General features: G+C 64.2%; 28 protein-coding genes. 15 read left to right on the top strand and 13 right to left on the bottom strand.

Annotated features, from left to right (window positions below; genetic code table 11):
* The first annotated feature begins 56 nt into the window (after positions 1–56).
* Positions 57–2,213, top strand: coding sequence for a hypothetical protein (locus tag HTIA_RS01980; protein WP_008524771.1), 2,157 nt, complete (start codon positions 57–59; stop codon positions 2,211–2,213).
* On the opposite strand, the gene HTIA_RS16770 is transcribed toward HTIA_RS01980, so the two are convergent.
* Positions 2,197–2,337: a DUF7503 family protein gene (locus tag HTIA_RS16770; RefSeq protein WP_020935961.1), complete on the bottom strand. Its 141-nt coding sequence runs from the start codon at positions 2,335–2,337 to the stop codon at positions 2,197–2,199. The genes HTIA_RS01980 and HTIA_RS16770 overlap by 17 nt on opposite strands.
* A gap of 254 nt (positions 2,338–2,591) precedes the next feature.
* On the opposite strand from HTIA_RS16770, the gene HTIA_RS01975 reads away from it, so the two are divergent.
* Together HTIA_RS01975 and HTIA_RS01970 are read left to right on the top strand one after the other, a co-directional pair.
* Positions 2,592–3,188, top strand: a complete 597-nt coding sequence (locus HTIA_RS01975; RefSeq protein WP_008524768.1) for a DUF7504 family protein — start codon at positions 2,592–2,594, stop codon at positions 3,186–3,188.
* 65 nt (positions 3,189–3,253) lie between these two features.
* On the top strand, positions 3,254–3,793 hold the full coding sequence (locus tag HTIA_RS01970) for a hypothetical protein (RefSeq protein ID WP_021029611.1): 540 nt from the start codon (positions 3,254–3,256) through the stop codon (positions 3,791–3,793).
* A 6-nt stretch (positions 3,794–3,799) separates the two neighbouring features.
* Here HTIA_RS01970 and leuD read toward each other — a convergent pair whose 3' ends face one another.
* The 8 genes from leuD to HTIA_RS01930 all read right to left on the bottom strand — a co-directional run bounded on the left by leuD (position 3,800) and on the right by HTIA_RS01930 (position 14,396).
* Entirely contained in the window at positions 3,800–4,414 is a 615-nt protein-coding gene (gene leuD, locus HTIA_RS01965; protein ID WP_008524765.1) for a 3-isopropylmalate dehydratase small subunit, read from the bottom strand.
* Complete coding sequence (gene leuC, locus HTIA_RS01960) at positions 4,411–5,832, bottom strand: 3-isopropylmalate dehydratase large subunit (protein WP_008524763.1); 1,422 nt, start codon at positions 5,830–5,832, stop codon at positions 4,411–4,413. Before leuC ends, leuD begins: the two co-directional genes overlap by 4 nt.
* Before the next feature lie 57 nt (positions 5,833–5,889).
* A complete protein-coding gene (ilvC, locus tag HTIA_RS01955; RefSeq protein WP_008524762.1) occupies positions 5,890–6,900 on the bottom strand; it encodes a ketol-acid reductoisomerase in 1,011 nt (336 codons plus the stop codon).
* 68 nt (positions 6,901–6,968) lie between these two features.
* A complete protein-coding gene (ilvN, locus tag HTIA_RS01950; protein WP_008524759.1) occupies positions 6,969–7,586 on the bottom strand; it encodes an acetolactate synthase small subunit in 618 nt (205 codons plus the stop codon).
* Positions 7,587–7,588: 2 nt separating this feature from the next.
* Complete coding sequence (ilvB, locus tag HTIA_RS01945) at positions 7,589–9,346, bottom strand: biosynthetic-type acetolactate synthase large subunit (RefSeq protein ID WP_008524758.1); 1,758 nt, start codon at positions 9,344–9,346, stop codon at positions 7,589–7,591.
* A gap of 354 nt (positions 9,347–9,700) precedes the next feature.
* Positions 9,701–10,918: a LeuA family protein gene (locus tag HTIA_RS01940; protein ID WP_173399593.1), complete on the bottom strand. Its 1,218-nt coding sequence runs from the start codon at positions 10,916–10,918 to the stop codon at positions 9,701–9,703.
* A gap of 159 nt (positions 10,919–11,077) precedes the next feature.
* Complete coding sequence (locus tag HTIA_RS01935; protein WP_008524756.1) at positions 11,078–12,517, bottom strand: metallophosphoesterase family protein; 1,440 nt, start codon at positions 12,515–12,517, stop codon at positions 11,078–11,080.
* Between the two features lie 28 nt (positions 12,518–12,545).
* On the bottom strand, positions 12,546–14,396 hold the full coding sequence (locus tag HTIA_RS01930) for an SLC13 family permease (RefSeq protein ID WP_008524755.1): 1,851 nt from the start codon (positions 14,394–14,396) through the stop codon (positions 12,546–12,548).
* A gap of 124 nt (positions 14,397–14,520) precedes the next feature.
* On the opposite strand from HTIA_RS01930, the gene purL reads away from it, so the two are divergent.
* Positions 14,521–16,713, top strand: coding sequence for a phosphoribosylformylglycinamidine synthase subunit PurL (gene purL / locus HTIA_RS01925; RefSeq protein ID WP_008524754.1), 2,193 nt, complete (start codon positions 14,521–14,523; stop codon positions 16,711–16,713).
* A gap of 13 nt (positions 16,714–16,726) precedes the next feature.
* On the opposite strand, the gene HTIA_RS01920 is transcribed toward purL, so the two are convergent.
* Complete coding sequence (locus HTIA_RS01920; RefSeq protein ID WP_008524753.1) at positions 16,727–16,918, bottom strand: DUF7550 family protein; 192 nt, start codon at positions 16,916–16,918, stop codon at positions 16,727–16,729.
* 157 nt (positions 16,919–17,075) lie between these two features.
* On the opposite strand from HTIA_RS01920, the gene HTIA_RS01915 reads away from it, so the two are divergent.
* The 3 genes from HTIA_RS01915 to hisF all read left to right on the top strand — a co-directional run bounded on the left by HTIA_RS01915 (position 17,076) and on the right by hisF (position 18,583).
* The gene (locus HTIA_RS01915) at positions 17,076–17,336 is read left to right on the top strand and encodes a type II toxin-antitoxin system HicB family antitoxin (protein WP_008524752.1); all 261 of its coding nucleotides are present in this window, start codon (positions 17,076–17,078) and stop codon (positions 17,334–17,336) included.
* The gene (locus HTIA_RS01910; protein ID WP_008524745.1) at positions 17,337–17,588 is read left to right on the top strand and encodes a type II toxin-antitoxin system HicA family toxin; all 252 of its coding nucleotides are present in this window, start codon (positions 17,337–17,339) and stop codon (positions 17,586–17,588) included.
* Between the two features lie 179 nt (positions 17,589–17,767).
* Entirely contained in the window at positions 17,768–18,583 is an 816-nt protein-coding gene (gene hisF, locus HTIA_RS01905; RefSeq protein WP_008524744.1) for an imidazole glycerol phosphate synthase subunit HisF, read from the top strand.
* 173 nt (positions 18,584–18,756) lie between these two features.
* Here the strand turns inward: hisF and HTIA_RS01900 are convergent, their stop codons facing one another.
* Together HTIA_RS01900 and HTIA_RS01895 are read right to left on the bottom strand one after the other, a co-directional pair.
* Entirely contained in the window at positions 18,757–18,975 is a 219-nt protein-coding gene (locus tag HTIA_RS01900) for a zinc ribbon domain-containing protein (protein WP_008524742.1), read from the bottom strand.
* Positions 18,976–19,100: 125 nt separating this feature from the next.
* The gene (locus tag HTIA_RS01895) at positions 19,101–19,388 is read right to left on the bottom strand and encodes a DNA-directed RNA polymerase subunit L (RefSeq protein WP_008524741.1); all 288 of its coding nucleotides are present in this window, start codon (positions 19,386–19,388) and stop codon (positions 19,101–19,103) included.
* A gap of 149 nt (positions 19,389–19,537) precedes the next feature.
* On the opposite strand from HTIA_RS01895, the gene HTIA_RS15640 reads away from it, so the two are divergent.
* The 7 genes from HTIA_RS15640 to HTIA_RS01865 all read left to right on the top strand — a co-directional run bounded on the left by HTIA_RS15640 (position 19,538) and on the right by HTIA_RS01865 (position 22,904).
* Positions 19,538–19,717 carry an HVO_2753 family zinc finger protein gene (locus HTIA_RS15640; protein ID WP_008524740.1) on the top strand — a complete coding sequence of 60 codons (180 nt, stop codon included), beginning with the start codon at positions 19,538–19,540 and terminating at the stop codon, positions 19,715–19,717.
* A gap of 59 nt (positions 19,718–19,776) precedes the next feature.
* Positions 19,777–20,043, top strand: a complete 267-nt coding sequence (locus HTIA_RS01890; RefSeq protein WP_021029613.1) for an elongation factor 1-beta — start codon at positions 19,777–19,779, stop codon at positions 20,041–20,043.
* Between the two features lie 95 nt (positions 20,044–20,138).
* Positions 20,139–20,435 (top strand): 50S ribosomal protein L21e, encoded by a 297-nt coding sequence (locus HTIA_RS01885; RefSeq protein WP_008524738.1) that lies wholly within the window; start codon positions 20,139–20,141, stop codon positions 20,433–20,435.
* A gap of 6 nt (positions 20,436–20,441) precedes the next feature.
* Entirely contained in the window at positions 20,442–20,798 is a 357-nt protein-coding gene (locus HTIA_RS01880; protein ID WP_008524737.1) for an RNA polymerase Rpb4 family protein, read from the top strand.
* Positions 20,799–20,858: 60 nt separating this feature from the next.
* Positions 20,859–21,425 carry a DUF655 domain-containing protein gene (locus tag HTIA_RS01875; protein ID WP_008524735.1) on the top strand — a complete coding sequence of 189 codons (567 nt, stop codon included), beginning with the start codon at positions 20,859–20,861 and terminating at the stop codon, positions 21,423–21,425.
* Positions 21,425–22,303 carry a 16S ribosomal RNA methyltransferase A gene (locus HTIA_RS01870; protein ID WP_008524734.1) on the top strand — a complete coding sequence of 293 codons (879 nt, stop codon included), beginning with the start codon at positions 21,425–21,427 and terminating at the stop codon, positions 22,301–22,303. Before HTIA_RS01875 ends, HTIA_RS01870 begins: the two co-directional genes overlap by 1 nt.
* On the top strand, positions 22,296–22,904 hold the full coding sequence (locus HTIA_RS01865) for a HemK2/MTQ2 family protein methyltransferase (RefSeq protein WP_008524732.1): 609 nt from the start codon (positions 22,296–22,298) through the stop codon (positions 22,902–22,904). The genes HTIA_RS01870 and HTIA_RS01865 overlap by 8 nt, the downstream gene beginning before the upstream one ends.
* Before the next feature lie 10 nt (positions 22,905–22,914).
* Here HTIA_RS01865 and HTIA_RS01860 read toward each other — a convergent pair whose 3' ends face one another.
* Positions 22,915–23,640, bottom strand: a complete 726-nt coding sequence (locus HTIA_RS01860; protein WP_008524730.1) for an alanyl-tRNA editing protein — start codon at positions 23,638–23,640, stop codon at positions 22,915–22,917.
* A 139-nt stretch (positions 23,641–23,779) separates the two neighbouring features.
* On the opposite strand from HTIA_RS01860, the gene HTIA_RS01855 reads away from it, so the two are divergent.
* Positions 23,780–25,081 (top strand): UbiD family decarboxylase, encoded by a 1,302-nt coding sequence (locus HTIA_RS01855; protein ID WP_008524729.1) that lies wholly within the window; start codon positions 23,780–23,782, stop codon positions 25,079–25,081.
* Positions 25,082–25,100 lie beyond the last annotated feature (19 nt).

Here is a 25,100-nt window from a genome sequence, read left to right as displayed (position 1 = left end):
TGCAGTCGACGTGTATTGGCTATAGCGGTGCTCTCGTCGCGACGAATCAAGACACCATGGATACCCTGCCACTCTCCTCGACGCCGCGGTTCGAACCGCTGGCTGCACCGACCGGTATCCAGGTCGTCGATCCGATCGACGGCGGGCAGTTCACGTTCCTGACGCCCGACCCCGTCGAGACGGAACCCGCCCCCGAAGACGCCCTCCCAATCCCGGTCGACGGGGCGGTCTCGATCGAGGCTGACGTGCTCCGAACGCCGTATCTCGTCGGCGTCTGGATCAGAGACGGCGAGTTCGATCTCGTCGAGCAGTTGACGGGCGGCGATCGCGTAACGCTGCCAGCCGGCGAGTACGTCGTCGAGTTCTCCTCAGTGCAGCTCAAACTCTATCTCGGCTTCGACGGGGCAGTCACGGTCGACGCGACGGGTGACGTCGTCGAGTTCAGAGCCACCGGTGACGCTCCGGTGGTCGTCGGACTCCGGTCGTATCACGAACAACCGGCCCGGACGATCACGACGACCGAGCAGCCACGCGACGTGATGCGAGCCATCTCGCAGTTCCGTGCGGCGCTGAAGACGACGTCGCCGGAGCGATCGTTCCCCACGCTCCGCGGGCATCCGCCACTCGTGGAGCTCGGCGAGGAGTTTTCCGCACCGGGCGGAAGTCGGCTGTCGCCGGCGTCGATGTCGATCGAATTGCCGCCTCGCTGGGATCGGATACTGCCCGCTGCACCGCTGTCGTATTACCTCGACGCAGAACTCGTTCCCGGCGAGCGCCCGCAGCTCCACGCCGACGGGGAGGCAATTCCCCTCGTGGGGCCAGACGGCTACGAGGAGCGGATCGCGAAGATTCTCAAGCACGTCTTCACACTCGATTGCGTGGTTCGAACGGAGGGGCTCTACGACGTCGAACTCCACGAGCGCTCGGTTCTCGAGGATCGGATCGACCTCGACTTCGAGCGGTTGTACGACCTGTCACTTCCCGAGCGGACGCAAGCCTACCTCGAGATTCCCTTCGAGGCCGTCGATCCGGCCAGGCCGGAGTGGAAGCTGACCGCCGACGTGCAGCCCGCACCCGAGAACGTTCGGGTGTTGCCGTTTCTTGCGTCTGACCTCGCCGTGATTCGGGCGACCGGCGACGACGACATCGAGCCGGAGGACCTCTCGAAAGCGTCGCCGGACATCGAGGCGTTCTTCCGGGACGGCGTGGCGACGCCGGAGGAGCCGGTGTTGGTGCGCGGGGCAGCCGACGTACGTTCGGGGGCCACATCTGGAGAATCCAACGTCACAGACCGGGTTTTCAGGCCGGATCCGACCGACAGCCTGATGCAGACGTTCGTCGGCGACGGGATTCCGCTGGGCGCGACCAAGATGACGCCCGAGATGTTCCGCCGCCGGCTGGAGTACGATCCGGTCGAGTCCGGACGCGTCCGGGTCGACGTCGTCGTCAACGAAGAAGCGATGAGCGACGAAACCGCCGTCTCGGACGTCTACGGCGCACGCGACTGGATCGACTTCGACGTCACGATCCACGCGAACCTCACCCAGGGCGAACTCGCCGACGTCTTCCAGCGCGACACCGACTTCCTCCACTACATCGGCCACGTCGACGACAACGGGTTCAAGTGCAGCGACGGCTACCTCGACGTCCGCGCGCTCTCGTCGGTCAACGTCAGCGGATTCTTGCTCAACGCCTGTCAGTCCTACGAGCAGGGCAAGGCCCTGGTCGATGCGGGTGCCGTCGGCGGCATCGTGACGCTGGCGAACATCCCGAATCCCACCGCGACCAGAATCGGGAAACATATCGCCCGGTTGCTCAATACCGGCTTCACGATAGCGACTGCTCGCTCACTGATTGAAGAAGACGAACAGCTCGCCAGTCGCTACATGGTCATCGGTGACGGGCACGCGAATATCGTGGAGAGCCAATCGGGGGCACCGCTAAGCATCTATATTTCGAATTTTAACGACGATGGTGTGTCATTTGATATTCAAGGCTATCCAATTTCAGACATTTCACTCGGAAGTCTACGTGATTGGCATGTAAGTCCATTTGATTCGAATTCATTGCTCACAGCCTTTCTTGAAGAGGTCTATATGAGCTCTGAAGAATTCGATCATTTCTGTGAGAAGGGAGACTTCCCAATTCTACATGAGAACGGAATGGACTGGAGTAATACTACGTCGCTTAGTCGTCTCAGGGGCCAGGATTAGCGCTACTCACGGCCCCGGCCGCTGCGCCGACCTGCGTCAACAGGACCAGCAGCATGAACAGGACGCCCATCATTCGCGGGTGCTGTGCGAGGAAGCTCGTCTCTTCCGATTCTGAGTGGCTCATAGCCAACTCAACCTTGATTGCATAGATAAAAGTACATTTCTAAAATGATCTAATACGAATATATTTAATACAATAGTATACCATATTAAATGTTTTCCGCCACCGAAATACTCATTTTTCGGTGTGCGTGTCAACGCCTTTCAGACCGTGATATTCTGTCTCCTCCCGTAACTTACTTAATTGTTAATATTGTAATCGGTAGTAGGACTAGAGATGAGACAACTGAGCACCGCAGTCGGACGGGGTGACTCGCCGTGAGCTTCGACATCGCCGAACCAGCGGACCTGCCCGAGGACGCCGACAACGTCCTGTGTATCTCGCCGGAGATCAGCCCGAACAAGGAAGCGTGTTGCGAGGAGTTGCTGACACGGGAGGGCGTCCCCGACAAGATCGTCGGCGTCACGGTGGCGTCCTCGCCGGGCGGCCGCATGGCTGAATGGGGCGAGGCGATCAACCCGATGACGACAGACCTGACGTTCGTCGACGTCTCACACGGCGGCCGGTCGGCCGCGATGTCTGCCGACGGGTTCGGCGGCCAGAACGGCGCACTCGTCGACGTCATCGAGGTACCGGACGTCGATCTCCGCGAGATCGGCAGCGCCGTGACCGACCAACTCGATGGCGACACTGACGAGACAATCGTCGTCTGTCTGGACTCGCTGACGGACCTACTCCAGTTCGAGTCCGAGGAAACGCTGTCGCGATTCCTCCACGTGCTCACCGCGCGCGTCAGCGAAGCCGGTGGGTCGGCTCACTACCACATCGACGCTCACGGCCACCCGGATCGGGTCTTCGAAACGCTGTCGCCGCTGTTCGACGCGACGGTCCGGACCGACGCCGACCTCGAGTGAGGACCGAGCACGGTTTGAGAGAAGTCCGATCATTTTTATCTGTCGCCGTGGAACCCGTCGATACGATGGCCCCGATCCAGGCCGTGTTGGTCAGCTCTCCGGATGAAGACCTCGTAGCGTCGTTGACGGCAACGCTCCGGGATCAATGGCCGGTTCGGACCGCGACGACAGTCCAAGAGACCGAAACGAGTCTCGATGAAAGCGTTACTGTCGTCATCTTCGATCCGGCATTCGAATCGCTATCGGTGGCTGATCTGACCGCAATCGTCGAAACGAGTTCGCCCGACGCACAGCTACTCCAGTACGGCACCAGTGTGAATCCGACTGCCGAAACGGCAGATGCGGTTCTCGAGCAGGTCGCTGAGACGGAGACGATCCGTTCGACTGTCGATCGCCTCCAGCGTCGTGTCCGCTACGCGAAGCTCCTTTCACGCTTCTATGCACTCGCTCGCTCCCGAAGCGAGCGCGACACGGCGGTGGAAACGGAAGAACCGTCCACGGAACTTGCGGAGCTCAAACGCGAACTCGACGAGCTCGCGGCCGAGCTCGACGATGAAGATATCTTCGACGTTGCGTTAGGGCAAAACAACGAAGACCGCCGGTAAGTCGGTCTACTGCACGTACGGCAACGACTGTGCCGTCCGGTCGATCTCGTTCTCGTTTGCACTCATCAGTGCGGTCGTGTCCCAGATCCCCTCGACCAGAGCCTTTCGCTGAGCGTCGTCGACAGTGACGTCGACCGTCCGATCGCCGTAGGTGATGGTCTCCCCGGCGACGTCGATGTCGATCTCGCCGTCGGGATTCGCCTCGACCCAGTCCTGGAGGTCGGCGATCGTCTCGTGATCGGCCGTCACGGTCGGCATCCCCAGCGCGAGACAGTTGCCCGCGAAGATTTCGGCGAAGGACTCGCCGATGAACGCGTCGATCCCCCACCGCATCAGCGCCTGGGGGGCGTGCTCGCGTGAGGAGCCACACCCGAAGTTGTCGTTGACCACCATCACGTTGGCGTCGCTGAACCGATCCTCGTTCATCGGGTGGTCCTTCTGGTTGTCATCGTCGTCGTAGCGGACGTCGAAGAAGGCAAACTGCCCCAGACCGTCGAAGGTGACGACCTTCATGAAGCGCGCGGGGATGATCTGGTCGGTGTCGATGTCGTTCCCGCGGATGGGAACGCCAGTGCCAGCCACCTCGCGCACTTCGGGGATGTCGGCGTCGAAGTCACTCATGCCGGGGTCACCTCCGGGAGTTCGCGCACGTCAGTCACTTCCCCGGTGATCGCCGCCGCGGCGACCATCTGGGGGTTCATCAGGACCGTCCGGCCGTCTTTGGAGCCCTGACGACCGACGAAGTTCCGGTTCGATGAGGAGGCGGAGGCCTCTTCGCCCTCCAGCTGGTCCTCGTTCATGCCCAGACACATCGAACAGCCGGCGTTGCGCCACTCGAAGCCGGCCTCGCGGAAGATATCGGCAAGGCCTTCCTCCTCGGCAGCCTGCTGGACGCGCTGGCTGCCGGGGACGACCATCGCCCGGACGCTGTCGTCGACCTCCCGACCCTCGACGATCGCCGCCGCCCGTCGCAGGTCGGGCAGGCGTGCGTTCGTACACGAACCCAGGAAGACGACGTCGATGTCGTAGCCGGCCATCGTCTCGCCGGGTTCGACGCGCATGTGTTCCTGGGCGCGCCGGGCGGTCTCCTGTTTGTCCGCAGGCAGGTCCTCGGGGGCGGGAATCGGCTCGCTGATCCCGATGCCCTGGCCAGGGGTCGTTCCCCAGGTGACGACCGGCTCGAGTTCGCTCGCGTCGATGTGGACCACGTCGTCGTACTCGGCGTCCTCGTCTGAGCGGATGGACTCCCAATAGGGCTTCAGCTCGTCGAAGGCCTCGGGGTTCTCCTGGAAGTAATCGGTCTCTGCCATCCACTCGTAGGTGGTCTCGTCCGGGTTGACGTAGCCCGCGCGAGCGCCGCCCTCGATGGACATGTTGCAGATGCTCATCCGGCCTTCCATGTCGAGGTTCTCGATGGCCTCGCCGGCGTACTCGTAGACGTAGCCGACGCCGCCGTCGGTGCCAAGTCGGCGGATGATCTCCAGAATGATGTCCTTGGCCTCGACGCCCGGGCCGAGTTCGCCATCGACCTGGATTTTCCGGACCTTCTGTTTCTCCATGGCGATGCACTGGGTGGCCAGGACGTCCCGGATCTGGGAGGTGCCAATGCCGAAGGCCAGCGCGCCGAAGGCACCGTGGGTCGAGGTGTGGCTGTCGCCACAGACGATGGTCTTGCCGGGCTGGGTGATGCCCTGCTCCGGGCCGATGACGTGGACGATACCCTGATCACCCGTCGTCGGGTCCGAGAACTGGATGCCCGCTTCGCGGACGTTCTCCTCGAGTTCGCTCATCATCTCCTCGGCCGCGTCGTCGCTGTAGGGCCGGGACTGGTCGCTCGTCGGCACGATGTGATCGACCGTCGCGTGGGTGAGATCCGGCCGGGCGACCTCGATGTCGCGCTCCCGGAGCATGCCGAAGGCCTGCGGGCTGGTCACCTCGTGGATGAGGTGCAGCCCGACGAACAGCTGGTCCTGCCCGTTGGGGAGTTGCGTTACCTTGTGGCGATCCCACACCTTGTCGTACAGCGTTCCCTGACTCATACTCGTCCTCTGTCCGTCGTCTGGGTTCGATAGCGTGATTTCATTGTGTCGCGTCGCTCACTCGGCTTCCTCGTCCCAGGCGAACAGCTCCCGCAGCCGTTCGCCGACGTCTTCGATCTCGTGGTTCCCCTCGGCTTCCCGGAGCTGCTTGTAGCTCGGGCGGTTGGTCTGGTTCTCGGAGATCCACTCCTTGGCGAACTCGCCGTTCTGGACCTCCTCTAAAATCTGCTCCATCCCCTCGCGGGCCGACTCGTCGATGACGTACTCCCCGCGGGTGAGCCCGCCGTACTCGGCGGTATCCGAGACGGAGTTCCACATCTCCATCAGCCCGCCCTCGTAGACCAGATCGACGATGAGTTTCAGCTCGTTGAGGACCTCGAAGTAAGCCATCTCGGGGCTGTAGCCCGCGTCGACCAGTGTCTCGTAGCCGACTTTCATCATCTCGGTGACGCCGCCACACAGGACGGCCTGCTCGCCGAAGAGGTCGGTCTCGGTCTCCTCGCGGAAGGTCGTCTCGATGACGCCCGCCCGCGTACAGCCGATGGCCTTCGCGTAGGCCAGGGCCTCCTCCCTGGCTTCGCCGCTTTCGTCCTGCTCGACCGCGACCAGGCCGGGCGTCCCCTCGCCGCGCTGGTAGGTCCGCCGGACCAGGTGGCCCGGGGACTTCGGGGCGACCATCGTCACGTCGACGCCTTCCGGCGGTTCGATCTGGCCGTAGTGGATGTTGAACCCGTGGGCGAACTGGAGCGTGTCGCCCGGTTCCAGGGCGTCTTCGATGTCGTCGTAGACGACCGGCTGGACGTTGTCGGGCACGAGCATGACGACGATGTCACCCTCTGCGGCGGCCTCGGGGGGCGTCTCGACCGGTAGGCCAGCGTCTTCGGCGACCGGGCGGTCCTCGTTGCCTTCGGGGAGGCCGACGACCACGTCGACGCCGCTGTCGTCGAGATTCTGGGCGTGGGCGTGGCCCTGGCTGCCGAAGCCAAGGACCGCTACAGTCGCGTCTTCGAGATACGATTCGTCCGCGTCGTCGTCGTCGTAGACAGTCGTGTCGAATTCGTCAGTCATCGGTAGTGTGTCGTCTTCGTTTCCGGATGGGTCGGTGTTCAATCTATCGTGTTACTGTGGCCCGCACGTCACTCCTCGCTCACGTATCCGTTTGCGTCCATCGTCTCCGCACCGCGTTCGAGCGCGGCCGCGCCGGTGCGGACGACCTCCTCGACGTGGAACTGCTCGAAGGCCTCGACGGCGGCGTCGATCTTCTGTTTGCTGCCCGTGATCTCGACGGTCACGGCGTCAGTCGAGGCGTCGACGGCCTGACCGCCGTACATCTCCGCGACCGACTGGACGTCGTCGGGCTTCTCGGCGGCCACCTTGATGAGAGCGAGTTCCCGCCGCATCGCCTCGGGCTGTAGTTCCTCGACGGCGATCGTCGGAACGAGTTTCTCGAGTTGCTTTTTGGCCTGCTCGATGCCCGGCTCGGCCTCCTCGATGACGATCGTCATCCGGGCGACGCCGTCGTCGGTCGTCGGCCCGACGGTGAGGCTCTCGATGTTGAACTGCCGGCGGCTGAACAGGCCCGAGACCTCCGCGAGGACGCCGGGCTCGTGTTTGACTAAGGCCGACAGCACGGCCATCCGGGGCTGGTGGGTCGCTTCGGCTTCCGGGTCGATGCGAATACCTTGCGTGTTGCGCCGCCCCTCGGGTCGCATCCGCTCGTCGGGGGCCGGCCCAGGGAGTTCTCCACTGCTCATTGTTAGAGATTGTTGAGTTGCTCGTTCGACAGTGCGAACAGCCCGTTGTCCCCACCGCTTGGAACCATCGGGTAGACGTCCTCGCCGGGGTCGATGATGGCGTCGATGACGGCCGGCCCGTCGTAGGCCCGTGCCGCCTCGATCACGTCGTCGACCTCGTCGTACTCTTCGAGTCGGAACCCGCGAGCGCCGAAGGCCTCGGCGAGCATGTCGAACTCGGGCACCCACTGGTACTCACTGGCCATGCGTCGGCCCTCGTAGAACCCGTCCTGCCACTGGCGGACCATCCCGATGGCCTCGTTGTTGAGGATCACGTACGTGATATCGAGATTCTCCCGGACGGCGACCGACAGTTCCTGCATCGTCATCAGGAAAGAGCCGTCGCCGTCGAAGGTAATGACCTCCGTATCGGGAGCCGCCGTCTTCGCGCCGATCGCCGACGGGACGCCGTAGCCCATCGTCCCCAGGCCATTCGAGGAAACCCAGGTCCGGGGTTCGGTGTAGGTCCAGAACTGCGCGGCCCACATCTGGTGTTGGCCGACGCCCGTGGTGATGATCGCGTCGTCGTCGGCGAGTTCATCGAAGCGCTCGACGATGTACTGGGGTTTCAGCGGCTCGTCTTCGGGCATCTCGTAGTCCAGCGGGTACTCCGCCTTCCAGGTGTCACACTGCTCGCGCCACGTCTCGGCATCGGGCGCGGCCGTCATCGCGTCGTCGAGTTGCTCGAGGACGCGTTCGGCGTCGCCGAGCAGCGGGTAGTCGGCCTCGATGTTCTTGTTGATCTCCGCCGGATCGATCTCGGCGTGGATGACCTCGGCGTCCGGCGCGAACGTCTCGACGCCGCCGGTCAGCCGGTCGTCGAAGCGCGTGCCGACGCCGAGCAACACGTCGCAGTTGGTGATCGCCATGTTGGCCGTCCCGGTGCCGTGCATCCCGGCCATGCCAAGCGAGAGGTCGTCGGTCTCGGGGAACGTGCCCAGCCCGGGCATCGTCGTGATGACTGGGATGTCGTACGTGCGTGCGAACGCGCGCAATTCGTCGGTGGCTTCACCCTTGATGACGCCGCCGCCCGAGAGGATGACCGGCTTTTCGGCCGCCTGGAGTGCCTCGGCGGCGGCCTCGACGACGACCTCGTCGGCTTTCTCCGGCGGGTTGTAGGTGTCGGGCGTCTCGGCTTCGCCCGGCTGGACGTCGAGGTCAGCTTTCGTCGTGTCCTTCGGCAGGTCGACCAGCGTCGGGCCTTGCCGACCCGCCTCCGCGAGTGCGAAGGCCTCGCCGACGTCGTCGCCGACGGTCTCGACGTCGCCCGCGAAGTAGTTGTTCTTGGTGACCGGCTGGGTGATGCCGACAGTGTCGGTCTCCTGGAAGGCGTCGTTGCCGACGAAGTCCGTCGCGACCTGGCCCGTCAGGGCGATCAGTGGATCGGAGTCCATCGAGGCGTCGGCGATCCCCGTCACGAGGTTCGTCGCGCCCGGCCCGGAGGTGGCGAACGCCACGCCTGGCTCGCCAGAGACGATCCCGTAGGCGTCGGCCGCGTGGGCCGCCCCCTGTTCGTGGGCCATCGTGAAGTGCTCGATAGAGGAATCGTACAGCGCGTCGTAGACGGGCATGATCGCCCCGCCCTGGACGCCGAAGGCCTTCTCGACGCCGGCCTTCTCTAAGGCGATGACGACGGATTCAGCGCCCGTGGTCGCCGTTCGGTGAGACTCGTCTTCGTCGGTCGCTTCGTCAGCGTCCGTGATCGTGGTGCGTTCGCTCATGGTCGATACCTCCGTGTGATGGCTGTCGGCCGCCGATCGGCTGTCCGCCGTTCCGGCGCGTGTGATTGGTAGTGTGTCATGGCTGGCGTCTGCTCGCTGGTGGTGGAAGTGCGATACGAACGTCGAGGAGAGTGTGGTACTATCGGGGCTATAGCGCCCCTACAATACCGACGAGAAGCAGGTCGACCGCGCCGCTGTCGCCGGATCGACCGCCGGTGGGTGACAGCGAGCGCATCGGTATCTGACGATTGTGGTCGTTCATTATAAACGTTCCGTGTGATCGGTCCACGAACGTCCAGAACGACGTCGTAAAGCGGCGGCTGCCCGGTCGGGGCGAACGACGTGGGCGTCATCTCAGGCACTGACCTCCTCGCGCGCCCGGTCGACGTCCACGTCGCGGGCGAACCGCTCTAGGACGTCCATCGTGATGCGGTTCTTCTCCGCGCCGTACTCCTTGACGCGGCGGGTCACCGTCCGGACCTCCTCCTCGGTCGGGTCGTACCCGGCCTCGAGGAGTCGCTCCCGGACCGAATGCTGGCCGGTGTGTTTCCCGAGGACGAGTTCGCGCTCGGCACCGACCATCTCGGGGGTCATCACGCCCGGCTCGAACGTATCGCTGTTCTCGATAACGCCCGCGGCGTGGATGCCCGACTCGTGGGAGAAGGCGTTCTCGCCCACGACGGGCTTGTTGCCCGGCGTGTCGACGCCGCTTTTCTCTTCGATCAGGCGGGAGAGTTCGGTGATTCGGGTCGTGTCGATGCCCGTATCCACGTCGTACAGCGACTCCAGTGCCATGACGACCTCCTCGTAGGCGGCGTTGCCGGCGCGCTCGCCGATGCCGTTGACGCTGACCTGGGCCTGTGCGCCGCCGGCCTCGTACCCCGAGAGGGCGTTGGCCGTCGCCAGCCCGAAGTCGTCGTGCGTGTGAACGTCCACGCGCGCGTCCGTGTGGGCGACAACGTTGCCGACCATCTCCTGGAAGCGACCCGGCGTAGCAACCCCCGTCGTGTCGGGGATGTTGATCCAGTCGGTGCCCGCTTCGGTGACAGCCTCGACGACGTCAATCAGGAAGTCCTCGTCGGTGCGAGTGGCGTCCATCGGCGAGAACATGACGTCGACGCCGGCCTCCACGACGCGCTCGACCGACTCGACGGCCCGCTGTTTGGCGTCCTCGCGACTCGCGTGCATCGAATCGGCCAGCTGGATGTCGCTGGTCGAGACGAACACGTGAACCAGTTCGACGCCCGACTCGAGGGCGGCTTCGATGTCTTCCTCGACCACGCGGGCGAGCCCGCAGGTGGTCGTCGTGGTACTTTCGGCGATATCGCGTACCGCCTCGAACTCCGCGTCGGAGTTGACGGGAAACCCCGCTTCGATGACGTGGGTGCCCATCTCGTCGAGCACCGCCGCTATCTCCCGTTTGTCTTCGTAAGAAAACGAGGTTCGCGGCGTCTGTTCCCCGTCGCGAAGCGTGGTATCGAAAATTCGTGCGTCCGTGATTTCGGACGTACTATCGAGTGTGCCCTGGAAGAACTCGATCCGCCGGGGATTCCGACGTAACCTCGTGCGTATTGGACATTTGCAACCGGATGGATGGCGTCGCCGTATATAAATCTTCCCGAAACCGCCGGGCGAATCTGACACACTGCAAGTTGACGCCCGCTATTCGACGTGAGATCGGACGTGTGTCCGCTGGAAGCGTCTCTCGCTTTGCTTCCTCGACGTTCGAACCTACTCGTCGGGGGATGTCGAGGTCGTTTGCGTGTCCGTGGCGACCACTCGATCCGGAATCGTCGGGTCCGGCACCCGACCGACCGTCAGGAGTCGCTCGGTGAACGTCAGGTCCGTCTTGGCCGGGTCTGGCTTGTCCATCGTCTCGTACTCGACGGCTACACCCTCGTCTTCGGCAGCGATCCGGACGATACTCAACCGGAAGGTGGGGTGAAACACCGGCGGAAGCAGACCGGCGATCACTGGCCGTCGGTGAAACCGCTTGAGCCACGTCCCCGTATTGACGATCAACCGACCGTCGTGCTCGTCGACGGCTGGCCGGTGGGTGTGTCCGTAGCAAAAGACGGCCGTTTCCGGATCCGACTCGAAGACATCCGTTGCTGCCGCCCGATAGGGTTCGCTCGGATCGACGGTGAACTCGGTCTCGACGAGCCCGAATCGGTCGATCGTCCGCTTGAAATCCTGGAGGATGAACCGGAGCGGAATCCAGACCAGCACGAGAATGCCGACGATCGCCACGTTGATCGCGAGCAGCGAGAACGCGAACGCGCCGGCAGACCCAAACCGGCCGAAGGCTCCTTCGACAGTCTCGGTCGGGAGCGACCAGACGCCGACCAGGTCCAGCCCGACAGCGATCGCGACGATCGCACTCAGGTTGAACAGCAGGAGAAAGGGAACGGCCGCGTACCGGAGCAGCGGGTGCATCTCGTTGTAGAAGTACTTCGAGAGAAACCAGACCGGAACCCGCTCGGTCGGGGTGACTGCCTGGATGTCCTTCAGCCAGTTGCGCCGGCCGCGAGCCGAGACCTGGCCGGCCCGGCTCGTCACGAGCGTGTTGTAGTGATAGCCAAGCGGCTTCTCGTGGGGATTGCCGAAATCTTCGAAGCGGTTGTTCGGGTCGCGCTGGTTGCCGTGTTCGAAGTGGATCGCCCGGTCGCCGACGGGACGGGTGAGCGACTGCTCTTGGACGAGCGCCACGTTGTACTCGGCGAAGCGCTCGACGTACGCGTCGTAGGCGGCGAGTTCGTGGTCGTGATTGCCGGGCAGGAGTGTGATCTGAACGCTCTCTCCAGTCGCCCGAAGTTGCTCGAACAGGGCCGGGTATCGCTCGACCAGGGCGTCGAACTTCTCGATCCCCTCCAGGGTGGTGAACTCCCAGAGCCCGAAGGCGTCGCCGTTGATGACGAGTTCGGCCGTTTCGTCGGTCGCTTCGAGCCGCCGAAGGAAGGCCAGCAACTCCTCGAGAAACTCGACGTGTTCGAGTTGCTCGTCCCCGCCGATGTGGAGGTCGCTGATCGCGTAGTAGACCGTGTCGTCATCGCCGCCGGCCCCGCTGGTGGCGTTCCCGTCATTGTTGGCGGTCCTGTTGTAGGCGTTCGAACCGTGGACCTCTCCCATCGTTTCGTCGTGCTCGCGCTGGGGGATAACGTCTTCGTCCACGTCGGCTATCTCCCCCAGCTCGATCCACTCAGGTGAGCCCCCACATCGTCGCGATGCCGACCGTCGTCACGACCGCCAGCAGCAGCTGTAACGGCCCACCGACCTTCAGGAAGTCCGAGAACCGATAGCCCCCGGGGCCATAGACCATCAGGTTGGTCTGGTAGCCCACCGGTGTCATGAACGACGTCGCCGAGGCGAACATCACTGCCAGGAGGAACGAAAAGGGGTCGGCCCCCATCTGTCCGGCCGCATCGACGGCCACCGGGATCATCAACACGATGGTCGCAACGGGGGTGATGACGTTCGCCAGGAGCCCGGTGAAGAGGTAAAACAGCAGCATGACGAGAACGAGCGGGAGGAACGCCTCAGTTGCGACCAGCGCATCGGCGAGCACTGTCGCGCCGCCGGTTGCTTCCATCGCGAAGCCAAGCGGGATCACGCCCGCCAGCAGGAAGACGATGTTCCAGGAGACGGCGTCGTAGGCGTCCGAGGGCGACAGACAGCCGGTGACGATCATCGCGAAGACGCCCCCGAGGGCAGCGATCACGATCGGCAGGAGATTCAGCGCCGCCGCGCCGATCACGCTGGCCATGATCGCGACTGCGAGCGGCGTCTTCGGCGAAAGCGGTGCGGCTGCCTGTGGCTCCACTTCGTCGATCCGTCCGGAGGCACTCTCTTCTGTGACGACGAGATCACCCGACTCCGCGAAGTATTCGATCGCGGTCGGCGACAGCCGGACCAGCAGGAGGTCACCCGGACTGACGGTAACGCTGTCGAGGTCTCCCCGGATGAGTTCCCGGCCGCGCCGGACCGCGAGCACGGTCGTCCGGTGAAACTCCTCGAGTCGGGCCTCCGCGAGCGTCTCCCCGACGTACGTTGAATCATCAGGGACGACCGCCGTGGCGAGGGTGTTCCCGGTCGGACTGTCATCGAAGGTCCCGTCGGAGACGTCCTCTCGAACGAGTCGACGCAGGTCGAACGCGTCGCGGAACCGAGTTACGTCGGTACGTGGGCCGTTGACGACGAGGACGTCGCCGGCGGCGATCCGCTGGTCGGTGTCCGGGACGGCGTAGGCCTCGCCGTTCCGGCGAAGCTGGAGGACGTCGACCGGGACGTCCTCGCGTGCGTCGACGTCGGCGACGCGTTCGTCGAGGAGCGACGATCCCGCCGGGACGCGAACTTGCGAGAGGTGCTCCTCGAGATCGAACGCCGAGACCAGGTCGGCGTCGACCGGGATCCGAGCCGGCGTGAGTCGGCGGCCGATCGTCAGCAGGTACGCGAGGCCGACGACGAGGATGAGCACGCCAAGCGGCGTGAACTCGAACATGCCGATGCCGTTTCGGCCGGGGATGAGCTGGCGGGTGAAGTCGCTGGCGAGGATGTTCGTCGACGTCCCCACGAGCGTCAGCGTCCCGCCGAGAATCGCCGCGTACGACAGCGGCAACAGCAGCTTCGACGGCGAGACGTCGCTCTGCTCGGCCAGATCGGTAATCATCGGGATGAACACGGCGACGACAGGCGTGTTGTTGACGAAGCCGGCGATCGGGCCGGTCGTGCCGACGGTCGCCAGCAACGCCCGCCCCTCGTCGCCCCGGACGAACCCCGCCAATGAGACGCCAAGGCGCTGGACAATCCCCGTATTCTGGATGCCAGCACTCAACATGTACATCGCGACGATAGTGATCGTCGCGGGGTTGGCAAAGCCGGCGATCGCGTCTCTCGGCGTGAGGCCGATGGTCGGACCCAGTGCAGCCAGCGCGACGATGACCCCGATCGCGGTGACGTCGTTCGGGATCACCTCCGAGACGAACAGGACCAGTGCAACGCCGATGAGTCCGAAGACGAGCGTCGCCTCGAACGGAATCCCTGCAACAGCCATGCCATGATCGATTCGGGGTGGCTGCTTAAGCACTGTGCGGTGCGCGTCTCGGGCCCCACTACGGCTCGCCCCCTTCGCGACGGCATGGAAAGCGATAAACGCTGGCGGTGGCGAGAGGCCGGTAATGGCCCTTTCCGACTCGGACCGGGCGGTCGTCGTCGAGGAACTCGACCGCGACCCCACGGCGGCGGAGGCGGCGCTGTTCGAGAACCTCTGGAGCGAGCACTGCTCGTATCGCTCCTCGCGCCCGCTGCTGGGGCGCTTCGAGAGCGACGGCGAGCACGTCGTCGTCCCGCCGGGCGACGACGCCGGCGTCGTGGCGCTGCCCGAAGACGAGGACACCTACCTCGCGATGGGGATCGAGAGCCACAACCACCCCTCCTTCGTCGATCCCTACGACGGCGCGGCCACCGGCGTCGGGGGCATCGTCCGTGACATCCTCTCGATGGGTGCGTTCCCCATCGCGCTGACCGACAGCCTCTACTTCGGCGACTTCGAGCGCGAACACTCCCGGTACCTGCTCGATGGCGTCGTCGAGGGCATCTCCGATTACGGCAACTCCATCGGCGTTCCCACAGTCGCCGGGAGCACCACCTTCCACGAGGACTACGAGGAGAATCCACTGGTCAACGTGGCCTGCGTGGGCATGCTCTCGGCCGACCGCCTCATCACTGCCGAGGCCCAGGCGGCGGGCAACAACCTCGTCCTCGTCGGAGCCTCGACCGGACGGGACGGCCTCGGCGGGGCCTCCTTCGCCAGCGAGGACATCGCCGAGGACGCCGAGACAGAGGACCGCAGCGCGGTCCAGGTCGGCAACCCCTACCGCGAGAAACTCCTCATCGAGACCAACGAGGCGCTCATCGAGGAAGACCTGGTCGAGTCGGCCCGGGACCTCGGTGCGGCGGGACTCGGTGGCGCGTCGAGCGAACTCGTCGCCAAGGGCGGGTTCGGCGCGGACATCGACCTCGACGACGTCCCGCAACGCGAACCCAACATGACCGCCACTGAGATCCTGCTCTCGGAATCCCAGGAGCGGATCGTCTACGAGGTGACGGACGAGCACGTCGCCCGCGTCCAGGAACTCGCCGAACGCTACGATCTGGAAGCCGCCGTCATCGGCGAGGTGACCGAGGACCCGAACTACACGTGCACCCGCGATGGCGAGGTCGCCGTCGATGTCCCCGCCGAGTTCGTCGGCGAGGGTGCACCGCTGGCGGACCTGGCGGTCGTCGAGCCCGAACAGCCCGAGACGGATCGACCCGGCGTCGACCTCGCAGACGCTGTCGAGACCGTCCTGGCGAGTCCGAACACCGCGAGCAAGCGGTGGGTCTACCGCCAGTACGATCACGAGGTCCAGGTCCGGACGGCGATGCGGCCGGGCGACGACGCCGCGCTGCTGGCGCTCCGGGAGGCGCGCGCGGACCGGAGGTCCGCGGAACGGTCGAGCGGTGATAGCCGCGAGACGGCCACGGGCCTCGCGATTTCGGCGGGCGCTGATCCCAACTGGACGGACGCTGCGCCCTACGAGGGGGCGTTCGCGGCCGGCCTGGAGAACGCGACCAACATCGCCGCCAAGGGCGCGACGCCGCTTGCGGCCGTCGACTGTCTCAACGCCGGCAACCCCGAGAAGCCCGAGGTCTACGGCGAGTTCGCGGGCATCGTGGATGGCCTGTCCGACGTGTGTTCGGACCTCTCGGTCCCGGTCGTCGGCGGGAACGTCTCGCTGTACAACGACTCCTCGACGGGACCGATCCCCCCGACGCCGACGCTGACGATGGTCGGCACCAAGCCCGGCTTTTCCGCCCCGCCGATGTCGCTCTCGGGCGAGGGAACGCTCGTCCTCGTCGGCGACCTGGCGCTCGGCGGCGACGCCGAGGTCCGTCTCGGTGGGTCCGAACTACTGGCCGAGGGTGGCAGCGACCGATTCCCCGAGTTGCCCGACGATCCAGCAACGTTCATCGAGACGCTCGCCGACGTGGCCGATCACGAGGACACCCTCGCCGTCCACGACGTCAGTCACGGCGGACTTGCGGTCACGCTCGCGGAGATGATCCACGACAACGCCGGCGCGGATGTGACGATCGACGCGGCCGACCCGGTCGGCGCGCTCTGTCACGAACAGCCGGGCCGGGCGGTCATCGAGACGACCGATCCCGCTGCTGTCGAAGCCGCCTTCGACGGCGTCGCTCCGGTCGTCGAGATCGGGGAAGCCGACGACTCGGGGACGCTCGACCTCAGCGTCAGTGAAGAATCAGTCAGCTACGACGCGGCGGCGATCGCCGACCTGCGGTCAGTTCTCGAAGACGAGTTGGACTGACGCGACGGCCGACTCAGGCGAGAAGCAGCGCGAGGCCGAACGTCGCCAGCAGGCCGACGGCGGCGATGGCGATTCCAGTGCCGACCTGTTCGATGGTGTAGTCGCCCTGGGGAGCCGTGCTGCGGAGTGGCGGCTCGCGGGACGGCGGCGCGGGATCAGTCGGGTCGTACTCGGGGCGGTCCTCGGTGTCGTGATCGTCGCTCATACGAGCGTCTTTCGGCGGGTCGCACTTCGAGTTGTCGGTGCCAGCAGGACACGAATACCGCGTCACAGAAGCGTCGGAAACGCCCTTGGATCATCGATGGACGGTCAATACAGTCCATCAACCGAACACTTATCTCTTCGGTCCATCTACACAACGTATGGCGAGTGCAACACGAGACAAGTCTCCCGAAGAAGGCGTGGAGTTCATCCACGAGGATGATGGGCGGATTACCGCTCGTGATCTGGAAAGTGGTGTTGCCTCCTTCGGCGAGACGAAAGCAGAAGCACTCCAGATGCTTGCCGAGGCGCTTGCGTGCCATGAGGGTGCCGGAAAGCCAGTCACCGACGAAGACCTCGAAGAGTGGGGACTTGACGACGTTGAGTCGGGCGATACGGAACTTCCCGAGTTCATGCAGTAGATGGTGCGGACACAGTTTTCCGGGCGTGAAATCGCTTCTGTGCTGATTGACCACGGATTCGTCCGGACAGGTCGAGTTGGCAGTCACTTGAAGCTCCGCTACGAGTCGCCCGACACCGACGAAGTCCGTATTGTCACCGTCCCAATGAAGTCAGCGGATGCTATCCCAACGGGGACGCTCCAGTCGATCGCCGAGCAGTCTGGGGCAAACGATTTCTATGCCTGGTGTCAGTGGATCAGTGAAAACCTGTAGCGCTTGGTTCGCATATGTAGCGACTGGCTGTTTCATTTTGTTTTCTGATGGAGGGAACGCTTTCTGAGCGTTTATTGATGGCTCCACGAATCCAGTCACCGTCGCGTTGACGGTCGGGGCGACCGCTAGAATTTCCGGGTCGCTTTTGATGGCCCGCCCCCGAGTGAGCAATAGAACCGATGACGCTCACCAAACGCATCATCCCTTGCATCGACGTGGATCTCGACGACGAGGGCAACCCCGCCGTCTACACGGGCGTGAACTTCGAGGATCTGGAGTACACGGGCGATCCCGTCGAGATGGCCAAGGAGTACAACGAGGCCGGCGCGGACGAGTTCGTCTTCCTGGACATCACCGCCAGCGCCGAGGGGCGAGAGACGATGCTCGACACCGTCGAGCGCGTCGCCGACGAGGTGTTCATCCCGCTGACCGTCGGCGGGGGGATTCGCACCCGCGAGGACATCAAGGAGACGCTGCGGGCAGGCGCGGACAAAGTCTCGATCAACACCGGTGCGATCGAGAACCCCAGCCTCATCGAAGAAGGCGCGACCGCCTTTGGCAACCAGTGCATCGTCATCTCCGTCGACGCCCGCCGGCGCTACGACGAGGCCGGCGAGTACTACGAGCAGATCGACGGCGAATCGGTCTGGTTCGAGGCCACGGTCAAGGGCGGCCGCGAAGGGACCGGCATGGACGTCGTCGAGTGGGTTCGCGAGGCCGAGAACCGTGGCGCGGGCGAGCTATTCGTCAACTCCATCGACGCCGACGGCACCAAGGACGGCTACGACATCCCGCTGACGCGGGCCGTCACCGAGAACGTCGACACGCCCGTCATCGCCTCCTCCGGCTGCGGTGGTCCCGAGGACATGTACGAGGTGTTCACCGAGGCGGGGGCCGACGCCGGCCTCGCGGCGTCGATCTTCCACTTCGGCGAGTATTCGATCGCCGAGACGAAGGAGTACCTCGACGAACGTGGTGTTCCGGTCCGATTATAGTCAAAGCTAGCCGCGCCGCCGGCTCTCGGACGTGTCTCGCCGTGCGACCCGTTCAGCCTCGTCACGGTTCATTTCCTCCCGGTGATCGTGTTCGGACCGGACGAGGGCATACAGGCCAACGGTGAAACCGATGCCAATGAGCAAAACGACGACAACCACTGCCCCGCCGGCGGTCATCCGAGGAACACGTCGACGAAGTCGCTGGCACCGCTTGTCGTATCCCGGTAGAGTTCGGAGTACCCGCAGTTGGTACACGATACCACCGTGAAGCTGTTCGTCTGGATGTCGAACATTTTACTCACGCCGCCGCCAGTCGTCGAGATTTCACCGACGTCGGTTTCTTCGTGTCCACACTTCGGGCAGCCGCGGTCTGCGTCGCTTTCGGGGACCATATTCGAGGTTCGAACGTCACAGTGCTTAGTCTTTTCTGTTCTTGCTGGTCGCAGCCAGATCGACGTCTGAAAGGGGATCGAATGGCTGAGGGGTCGGGGCCGAACTCGCGAGCAGAACCGTCGGATCAGGCGGCTGCGTCGTCGTAGGCCGCCTCGAACGAATCGGCCTTTTCGATGACGTGTTGTGCCCCGGCTTCGAGGGCGTCGAGCGCGTCGGTCCCGCTCTCGGTCTTGATCGTGAGGATCGGATCAGTCTGGCCGCCCGATTGCTCGGGGTTCATGTCGTAGGTCGCGGCGGCGACGCCGTCGGTCTCTAAGAGTGCCCCCTTGAGAACGTTCATGAACGTGTGATCCTCGCCGGAGATCTCGATAGACAGGGACGTCTCGTCTTTCTCGATGACCTGCAGTTCCATAGTGAATTGTTCGGCCTCGGGCGCATGAACGTTACGTTCCGGGTTCTCCAGCGGCGAGTTCCCGCGCCACCGCGTCGGACTCCGGATGTACCGAGTGCCGACAGCTGAGAGTAATAAGGGTTAAACGTCCCGGTCGGGAATCAGACGGTATGAGCGAGAGTCAACAAAAACGCACGCAGAAGTGCATCTCCTGTGGCGTCAACATCACCGGCACGAACGCCGCGGCTTTCAAATGCCCCGACTGTGGTCACCAGATCTACCGGTGTCCGACCTGCCGCAAGCAGAGCAACCTCTATCAGTGTCCCGAGTGTGGCTTTACCGGTCCCTGACCTCCGGGCGCGTCGGATCGTAACGACAGGCACATAATTCACTATCGCAACCTACACACATGGGAAAAGTAGCAGCCAACCTCAAGGTAATGCCGGAGAACCCAGAAGTCGATCTCGACGACCTCCAGGAGCGACTCGAACAGTCGCTCCCCGAGGGCGCGAAGATCAACAACGTCGACCGCGATGACGTCGCGTTCGGTCTCGTCGCACTCCTTCCGACGGTGATCGTCCCTGACGACACAGGCGGGACCGAGGCCGTCGAAGAGGCCTTCAGCGAGGTCGAAGACGTGGAGAGCGTCTCCGTCGAAGAAGTCGGCCGTCTCTGATCGACGCGTTGTTGTGATTTCCGCACGTCAGGGACGGCCCTGACAGGTGCGGAACGCACGTTTTATATGGCCCACCGGATTAGCGCACACCAAGAATGCCTAGTTCCAACGGACCCCTCGAAGGTACGCGTAACAAGCTCAAAAACGACCCGCGCGACCGCGGCACGTCCCCGCCCCAGCGTGCGATCCAGGAGTTCGACGTCGGGACGACGGTCCACCTCGACATCGACCCCAGTGTCGCCGACGGCCGGTTCCACCCCCGATTCTCCGGGCACACCGGCGAAGTCATCGGGGAACAGGGCACGGCCTACAAGGTCCAGATCAACGACGGCGGCAAGGACAAGACGATCATCGTCAAGCCGGCTCACCTGCGCGAACAGACAGAGGAGTAGCGGCCCATGACCATCTTCAAGGAAAAACTCGAAGAGGAGTACCTCACCTTCGCCGAGGCGAAGGGGCTGCTCGCGGACATCGAGCGCGAGCGGGCCGCCGACGAGGACCGGGAGATGCCATACGAACTCACCCGGGCCATCGAGCACGCCAACCGCTTTGCGACGCTCGATATCGAGGAGTCGGCGGAGTTCGTCGAGGAACTCCTCGCCCTCGAGAAGGTCGACGAACCCACGGCTTACAAGATTGCCAACCTGACCCCGGAAGATCGAGACGAGTTGCGCTCGATCTACGCTCAGGAGCGATATACGCTCTCTGGCGAGGAACTCGACGACATTCTCGACGTCGTCGCGAAGTACGTCTGACTTTCTCGCTCCGTCCCGGCCTGCGTGATTTTAAGTAGCCGGTTACCGTACCCGACTGACATGAGCAGTGATGAGTCCCATTCAGACGTGACGACAGCCGTCGTCCTCGATCATCTCCCCCGCGGCCGGTCGGACGACGACCGCCCACAGTACGAAAAAGAGCCCTTGGCGTACGCCGTGACGACTGCGGACTTTCAGCTCCTGGAAATGACGCTGACGGACGACGCTGACATCTCTTTCGGCGATCTTATCGACCTCGATAGTGCGGTGATCGAGACGACGCGTACCGTCGATTATGGGGATCTCTCAAGCGGTGGTCAGTCCGAACTCGACTACGCGATCGAGGACATCGTCGAGGACAACGAACGGCGCTTCGTGGATTTCTTCAACGACGCCCAGCCGATCACGACCCGACTGCACTCCCTCAATCTCCTGCCAGGGATCGGGAAGAAACTCCGTAACGGGATTCTCGACGAGCGAAAGCGCAAGCCCTTCGAGAGCTTCGAGGAACTCACCGAGCGGGTCGACGGCCTTCACAACCCCAGAGAAGTCCTCGTCGACCGAATCCTCGAGGAGATCCGTGAGGAGGATCTCAAATACCGGACGTTCGCCCGTCGTGACGACTGATGGCCGGCGAAGACAGCGCTGGCGATTCAAAGGCGGGAAGTCGTGATCCGGATGCTCTCCTGGCCCGCGCCGGCGCGAGCGGCAATCCCGACCAGGATCAGCATTTCCTCGTCGACGACCGCGTCCTCGATCGGATTCCGACCTATGCGACCGAGGCGAAGATGGACCTCACTCACGTCCTGGAGATCGGGGCCGGCAACGGGGCCTTGACCGATCGGCTGCTCGCCGTCGCAGACAGGGTGACGGCCATCGAGCGCGACCCCGATCTGGCAGCGTTCCTCCGCGATGAATTCGCGGATGCGATCGAAGCAGGCCGACTCACGATCATCGAGGGCGACGCCCTCGAGGTCGACCTGCCCGACTATACGGCGTCGATCTCGAACCTGCCCTACGGCGCGTCGAGCGAGATCCTCTTTCGGTTGCTCCCCGCCGAGAAACCCTTGCTCGCGATGGTCCAGGCCGAGTTCGCCGACCGGATGGCCGCCGATCCAGGAACCGACGAGTACGGCAGACTGTCGGTGACAGCAGGCCACTACGCCGACGTCGAGGTCGTCGAACCTGTCCCGCCCGAAGCTTTCTCGCCGCCGCCGGCCGTCGAGAGCGCCCTGGTTCGGGCGCTCGCGCGCGATCCGGACTATACGGTCCCGGACGAGGATTTCTTCCTGGGATTCGTCAAAGCTGTGTTCACTCAGCGGCGCAAGACCGTCAGAAACGGCATTCGGAACACCGCTCACATCTCGGGACTCGACGATCCGGACGCCGTCGTCGCAGCGGCCGACGAGGAACTCCTGAGCAAGCGCGCAGGCGATCTTTCGCCCGCCGAGTTCGCCGAACTGGCGAGCCTGGCCTACGACGTCGAACTCGATAGCGATGGGTGACGACGAAGAGTCGGTCGACCGCGAGTCGACCGATCGGCCGCCACTCGCCGACCAGCGAGGTGTCGACACCGTCTACGGCGCGAGCGAGGACTCCCACTTACTCGCGGAGGCAGCCGTCGAGGCCGTCGAACCGGGCGAGCGTGCACTCGACGTTGGGACTGGCTCGGGCTACGTCGCCGCTTCCCTCGCCGAGGCGGGGGCCGACGTGCTCGGCACGGACCTGAACCCGGCAGCCTGTCGAGAAGCTCGCGAGGCCGGGATTCCGGTCGTGCGGGCGAACCTCCTCGATCCGATCCAGGCGAGTGCGGTCGATCTGGTCGCATTCAATCCGCCGTATCTCCCGAGTGCTCCCGAAACGGAGTGGGGCGACTGGATGGAGACAGCGCTGTCGGGCGGCGAGGACGGTCGCGCGGCCGTCGATCCGTTTCTGGAAGACTTGAGTCGGGTACTCCGAGACGGCGGTCGAGCGTTCCTGCTGGTCAGCAGCCTGACCGGGATCAAAGCGGTTCGGGAGTATGCAGGGAGCCAGGGGCTCGATTCGTCGATCGTCGCCGAGGAGTCCTTTCCGTTCGAGCGACTGGTCGTGCTGCGGTTATTATGAGTGGTGGCCGTCAGTTCTCGCGCAACTCGAACTCGATGCGTTCGACGTCAGCGCCCTTCGAGAGCCGGTTGGTGATCTCGATGCCGCCGATCTCGCCCGTCCGATCGACGTGGGTGCCGCCACAGGGGCACATGTCGAAATTATCGATCTCGACGACCCGTAACTCCTCGACGTGATCGGGCAACAGGTCGAGGTTCGACCGTCCCTCGGCGACGTTCGCCTCGACGGTCTCGCGCGGTCGCTCGTCTTTCGTGACCGGCAGGTTGCGCTCGATCACGTCGTTGGTCCGCGCCTCGATCAGTTCGAGGTCCTCGTCGTCGAAGTCAGCAGGCTCGAAGTCGATCCGTGAGAAGTCCGCGTGGATCTGGTTGCCGGCCGTCGTCGCGTCGTATTCGTCGAGGACGACCCGTGAGAGGACGTGCTGGGCGGTGTGCATCCGCCGGTGAGCCTCGCGACGGTCCGCGTCGACGTGTCCTGTGGCGGTTTCGCCGTCTTCCGGGAGGTCTCCCTCGACGTCGTCGATCTCGTGGTGGATCTCGCCGTGGTCCTTTCGGACGTCGACGACAGATGCCTGACCGCCGTCCCATTCGATCGTCCCGCGGTCGGCCGGCTGACCGCCGCCCTCGGGATAAAAGTACGTTCCGTCGAGCACGATCGAATCCTCGCTCGCCTCGACGACCGTCGCCTCGAAGTCGGTCACGGCGTCTTCGTCCGGGAGGTACAGCAGATCAGTCATACAGATTCCGCTTGGGGCCTGGACATACAAAGTCCTCCGGGGGCGTCGACGAGACACCGGCGGACGACCACGCTGCGTTCTCACGTCCCGGGAGCGAACCCCGGAACATGAATAGGATGGCGTCCAATCACCGCCAACGATGGGCTTGCGAGACTTTCTGCGGGAGGAAGCACAGACGACGCTCACTGAACCAGTCGATCCCCGATTCGAACTCCCGGCGCTGGCCGTCCAGGACGAGAGTCAGCCGACCGTCTTCGAGCGCGTCGAGGCCTACCCTGACGTCCGCGCGGTCGCCAACACGCTCGGCTCCCGGGAGCTGATCGGCCGGGCGCTCGGCGTCGAGGCCGAAGACATCGTCGATCGGATGGGCTCGGCGATGGACGATCCGCTGGCCGTCGAGGAGACGGCCGACCCCGCGTTCGAGCACGTTGCAAGTGAACCGACGATCGACGAGTACGTCCCGATCCCGATCTTCTACGACGAGCACGAACGCCAGTACTTCGCCTCCTCGGTCGTGATCGCTGAGGATCCCGAGACTGGCGTCCAGAACGCCTCCTTCCACCGGATGATGTTCGAGTCGGACAATCGACTCGTGATGCGCCTCGTCGAGCGCCATCTCCACGACATCTACTCGCGGACCGAGGGCGGACTCGACGTGGCAATCGTGATGGGCGTCCACCCGGCGGTCGAGTTGGCGGCCGCGACCTCCTTTGCGCCCGAGCAGAACGAACTCGCGCTGGCGAATCGCCTCCTCGACGGCGACCTTGCGACTGCCGCGGTCGACGGGATCGAGGTTCCGGCAGACGCCGAGATCGTCATGCGAGCGACGATCACCGACGAGCGGGCCGAGGAGGGGCCGTTCGTGGATCTCTCTCGCACCTGGGATCGCACGCGCCAGCAACCCGTGGTGACGGTCGAGAATCTCTACATGCGGCCGGATCCCTACGCGCGGATCATCGTCCCCGGCCGGACCGAACACGCCCACCTCATGGGCATTCCCCAGGAACCCCGCATCTACCGGATCGTCGAGAACACCGTCCCGACGGTCGAGAACGTCGTGTTGACCCCGGGCGGGTGCTCGTGGCTCCACGGAGTCGTCCAGCTCGAGAAGCGCTCGGAGGGCGATCCCAAGAACGCCGGGATGGCGGCGCTGGCGGGCCATCCGTCGATGAAGAAGGTCACCGTCGTCGATAGCGACGTCGACCCCGCCGACTCGGACGCAGTCGAGTGGGCGACCGCGACCCGGATGCAACCCGACGAGGACATCACCGTCATCGAGAACGCCAAGGGGTCGTCGCTCGACCCCTCCCAGGACTACGATCGCGGGACGCTCGCGAAGTGGATCGTCGACGCGACCGTGCCCGGTGACCGGGACCGCGATGACTTCGCGGAAGTAACCGTCCCCGGTGCCGAGGAGATCGACCTCGCGGAGTACCAATAACGACACCACGACCACGTCA

It is taken from the genome of Halorhabdus tiamatea SARL4B, assembly GCF_000470655.1.
Lineage (GTDB): Archaea > Halobacteriota > Halobacteria > Halobacteriales > Haloarculaceae > Halorhabdus > Halorhabdus tiamatea.
The sequence above is the reverse complement of the archived record's forward strand: the minus strand, read 5'-3'. Positions and strand labels throughout refer to the sequence as shown.

Coding starts and splice junctions, on each gene's coding strand:
- HTIA_RS01880 (WP_008524737.1), top strand. CDS start 20,442: ATGACCATCTTCAAGGAAAAACTCGAAGAGGAGTACCTCACCTTCGCC.
- HTIA_RS01915 (WP_008524752.1), top strand. CDS start 17,076: ATGGCGAGTGCAACACGAGACAAGTCTCCCGAAGAAGGCGTGGAGTTC.
- HTIA_RS01920 (WP_008524753.1), bottom strand. CDS start 16,918: ATGAGCGACGATCACGACACCGAGGACCGCCCCGAGTACGACCCGACT.
- HTIA_RS01970 (WP_021029611.1), top strand. CDS start 3,254: ATGGCCCCGATCCAGGCCGTGTTGGTCAGCTCTCCGGATGAAGACCTC.
- hisF (WP_008524744.1), top strand. CDS start 17,768: ATGACGCTCACCAAACGCATCATCCCTTGCATCGACGTGGATCTCGAC.
- HTIA_RS01860 (WP_008524730.1), bottom strand. CDS start 23,640: ATGACTGATCTGCTGTACCTCCCGGACGAAGACGCCGTGACCGACTTC.
- HTIA_RS16770 (WP_020935961.1), bottom strand. CDS start 2,337: ATGAGCCACTCAGAATCGGAAGAGACGAGCTTCCTCGCACAGCACCCG.
- HTIA_RS01900 (WP_008524742.1), bottom strand. CDS start 18,975: ATGGTCCCCGAAAGCGACGCAGACCGCGGCTGCCCGAAGTGTGGACAC.
- ilvC (WP_008524762.1), bottom strand. CDS start 6,900: ATGACTGACGAATTCGACACGACTGTCTACGACGACGACGACGCGGAC.
- HTIA_RS01890 (WP_021029613.1), top strand. CDS start 19,777: ATGGGAAAAGTAGCAGCCAACCTCAAGGTAATGCCGGAGAACCCAGAA.
- leuC (WP_008524763.1), bottom strand. CDS start 5,832: ATGAGTCAGGGAACGCTGTACGACAAGGTGTGGGATCGCCACAAGGTA.
- HTIA_RS15640 (WP_008524740.1), top strand. CDS start 19,538: ATGAGCGAGAGTCAACAAAAACGCACGCAGAAGTGCATCTCCTGTGGC.
- HTIA_RS01895 (WP_008524741.1), bottom strand. CDS start 19,388: ATGGAACTGCAGGTCATCGAGAAAGACGAGACGTCCCTGTCTATCGAG.
- ilvB (WP_008524758.1), bottom strand. CDS start 9,346: ATGAGCGAACGCACCACGATCACGGACGCTGACGAAGCGACCGACGAA.
- HTIA_RS01875 (WP_008524735.1), top strand. CDS start 20,859: ATGAGCAGTGATGAGTCCCATTCAGACGTGACGACAGCCGTCGTCCTC.
- purL (WP_008524754.1), top strand. CDS start 14,521: ATGGCCCTTTCCGACTCGGACCGGGCGGTCGTCGTCGAGGAACTCGAC.
- leuD (WP_008524765.1), bottom strand. CDS start 4,414: ATGAGTGACTTCGACGCCGACATCCCCGAAGTGCGCGAGGTGGCTGGC.
- HTIA_RS01910 (WP_008524745.1), top strand. CDS start 17,337: ATGGTGCGGACACAGTTTTCCGGGCGTGAAATCGCTTCTGTGCTGATT.
- ilvN (WP_008524759.1), bottom strand. CDS start 7,586: ATGAGCAGTGGAGAACTCCCTGGGCCGGCCCCCGACGAGCGGATGCGA.
- HTIA_RS01865 (WP_008524732.1), top strand. CDS start 22,296: ATGGGTGACGACGAAGAGTCGGTCGACCGCGAGTCGACCGATCGGCCG.
- HTIA_RS01885 (WP_008524738.1), top strand. CDS start 20,139: ATGCCTAGTTCCAACGGACCCCTCGAAGGTACGCGTAACAAGCTCAAA.
- HTIA_RS01930 (WP_008524755.1), bottom strand. CDS start 14,396: ATGGCTGTTGCAGGGATTCCGTTCGAGGCGACGCTCGTCTTCGGACTC.
- HTIA_RS01870 (WP_008524734.1), top strand. CDS start 21,425: ATGGCCGGCGAAGACAGCGCTGGCGATTCAAAGGCGGGAAGTCGTGAT.
- HTIA_RS01855 (WP_008524729.1), top strand. CDS start 23,780: ATGGGCTTGCGAGACTTTCTGCGGGAGGAAGCACAGACGACGCTCACT.
- HTIA_RS01980 (WP_008524771.1), top strand. CDS start 57: ATGGATACCCTGCCACTCTCCTCGACGCCGCGGTTCGAACCGCTGGCT.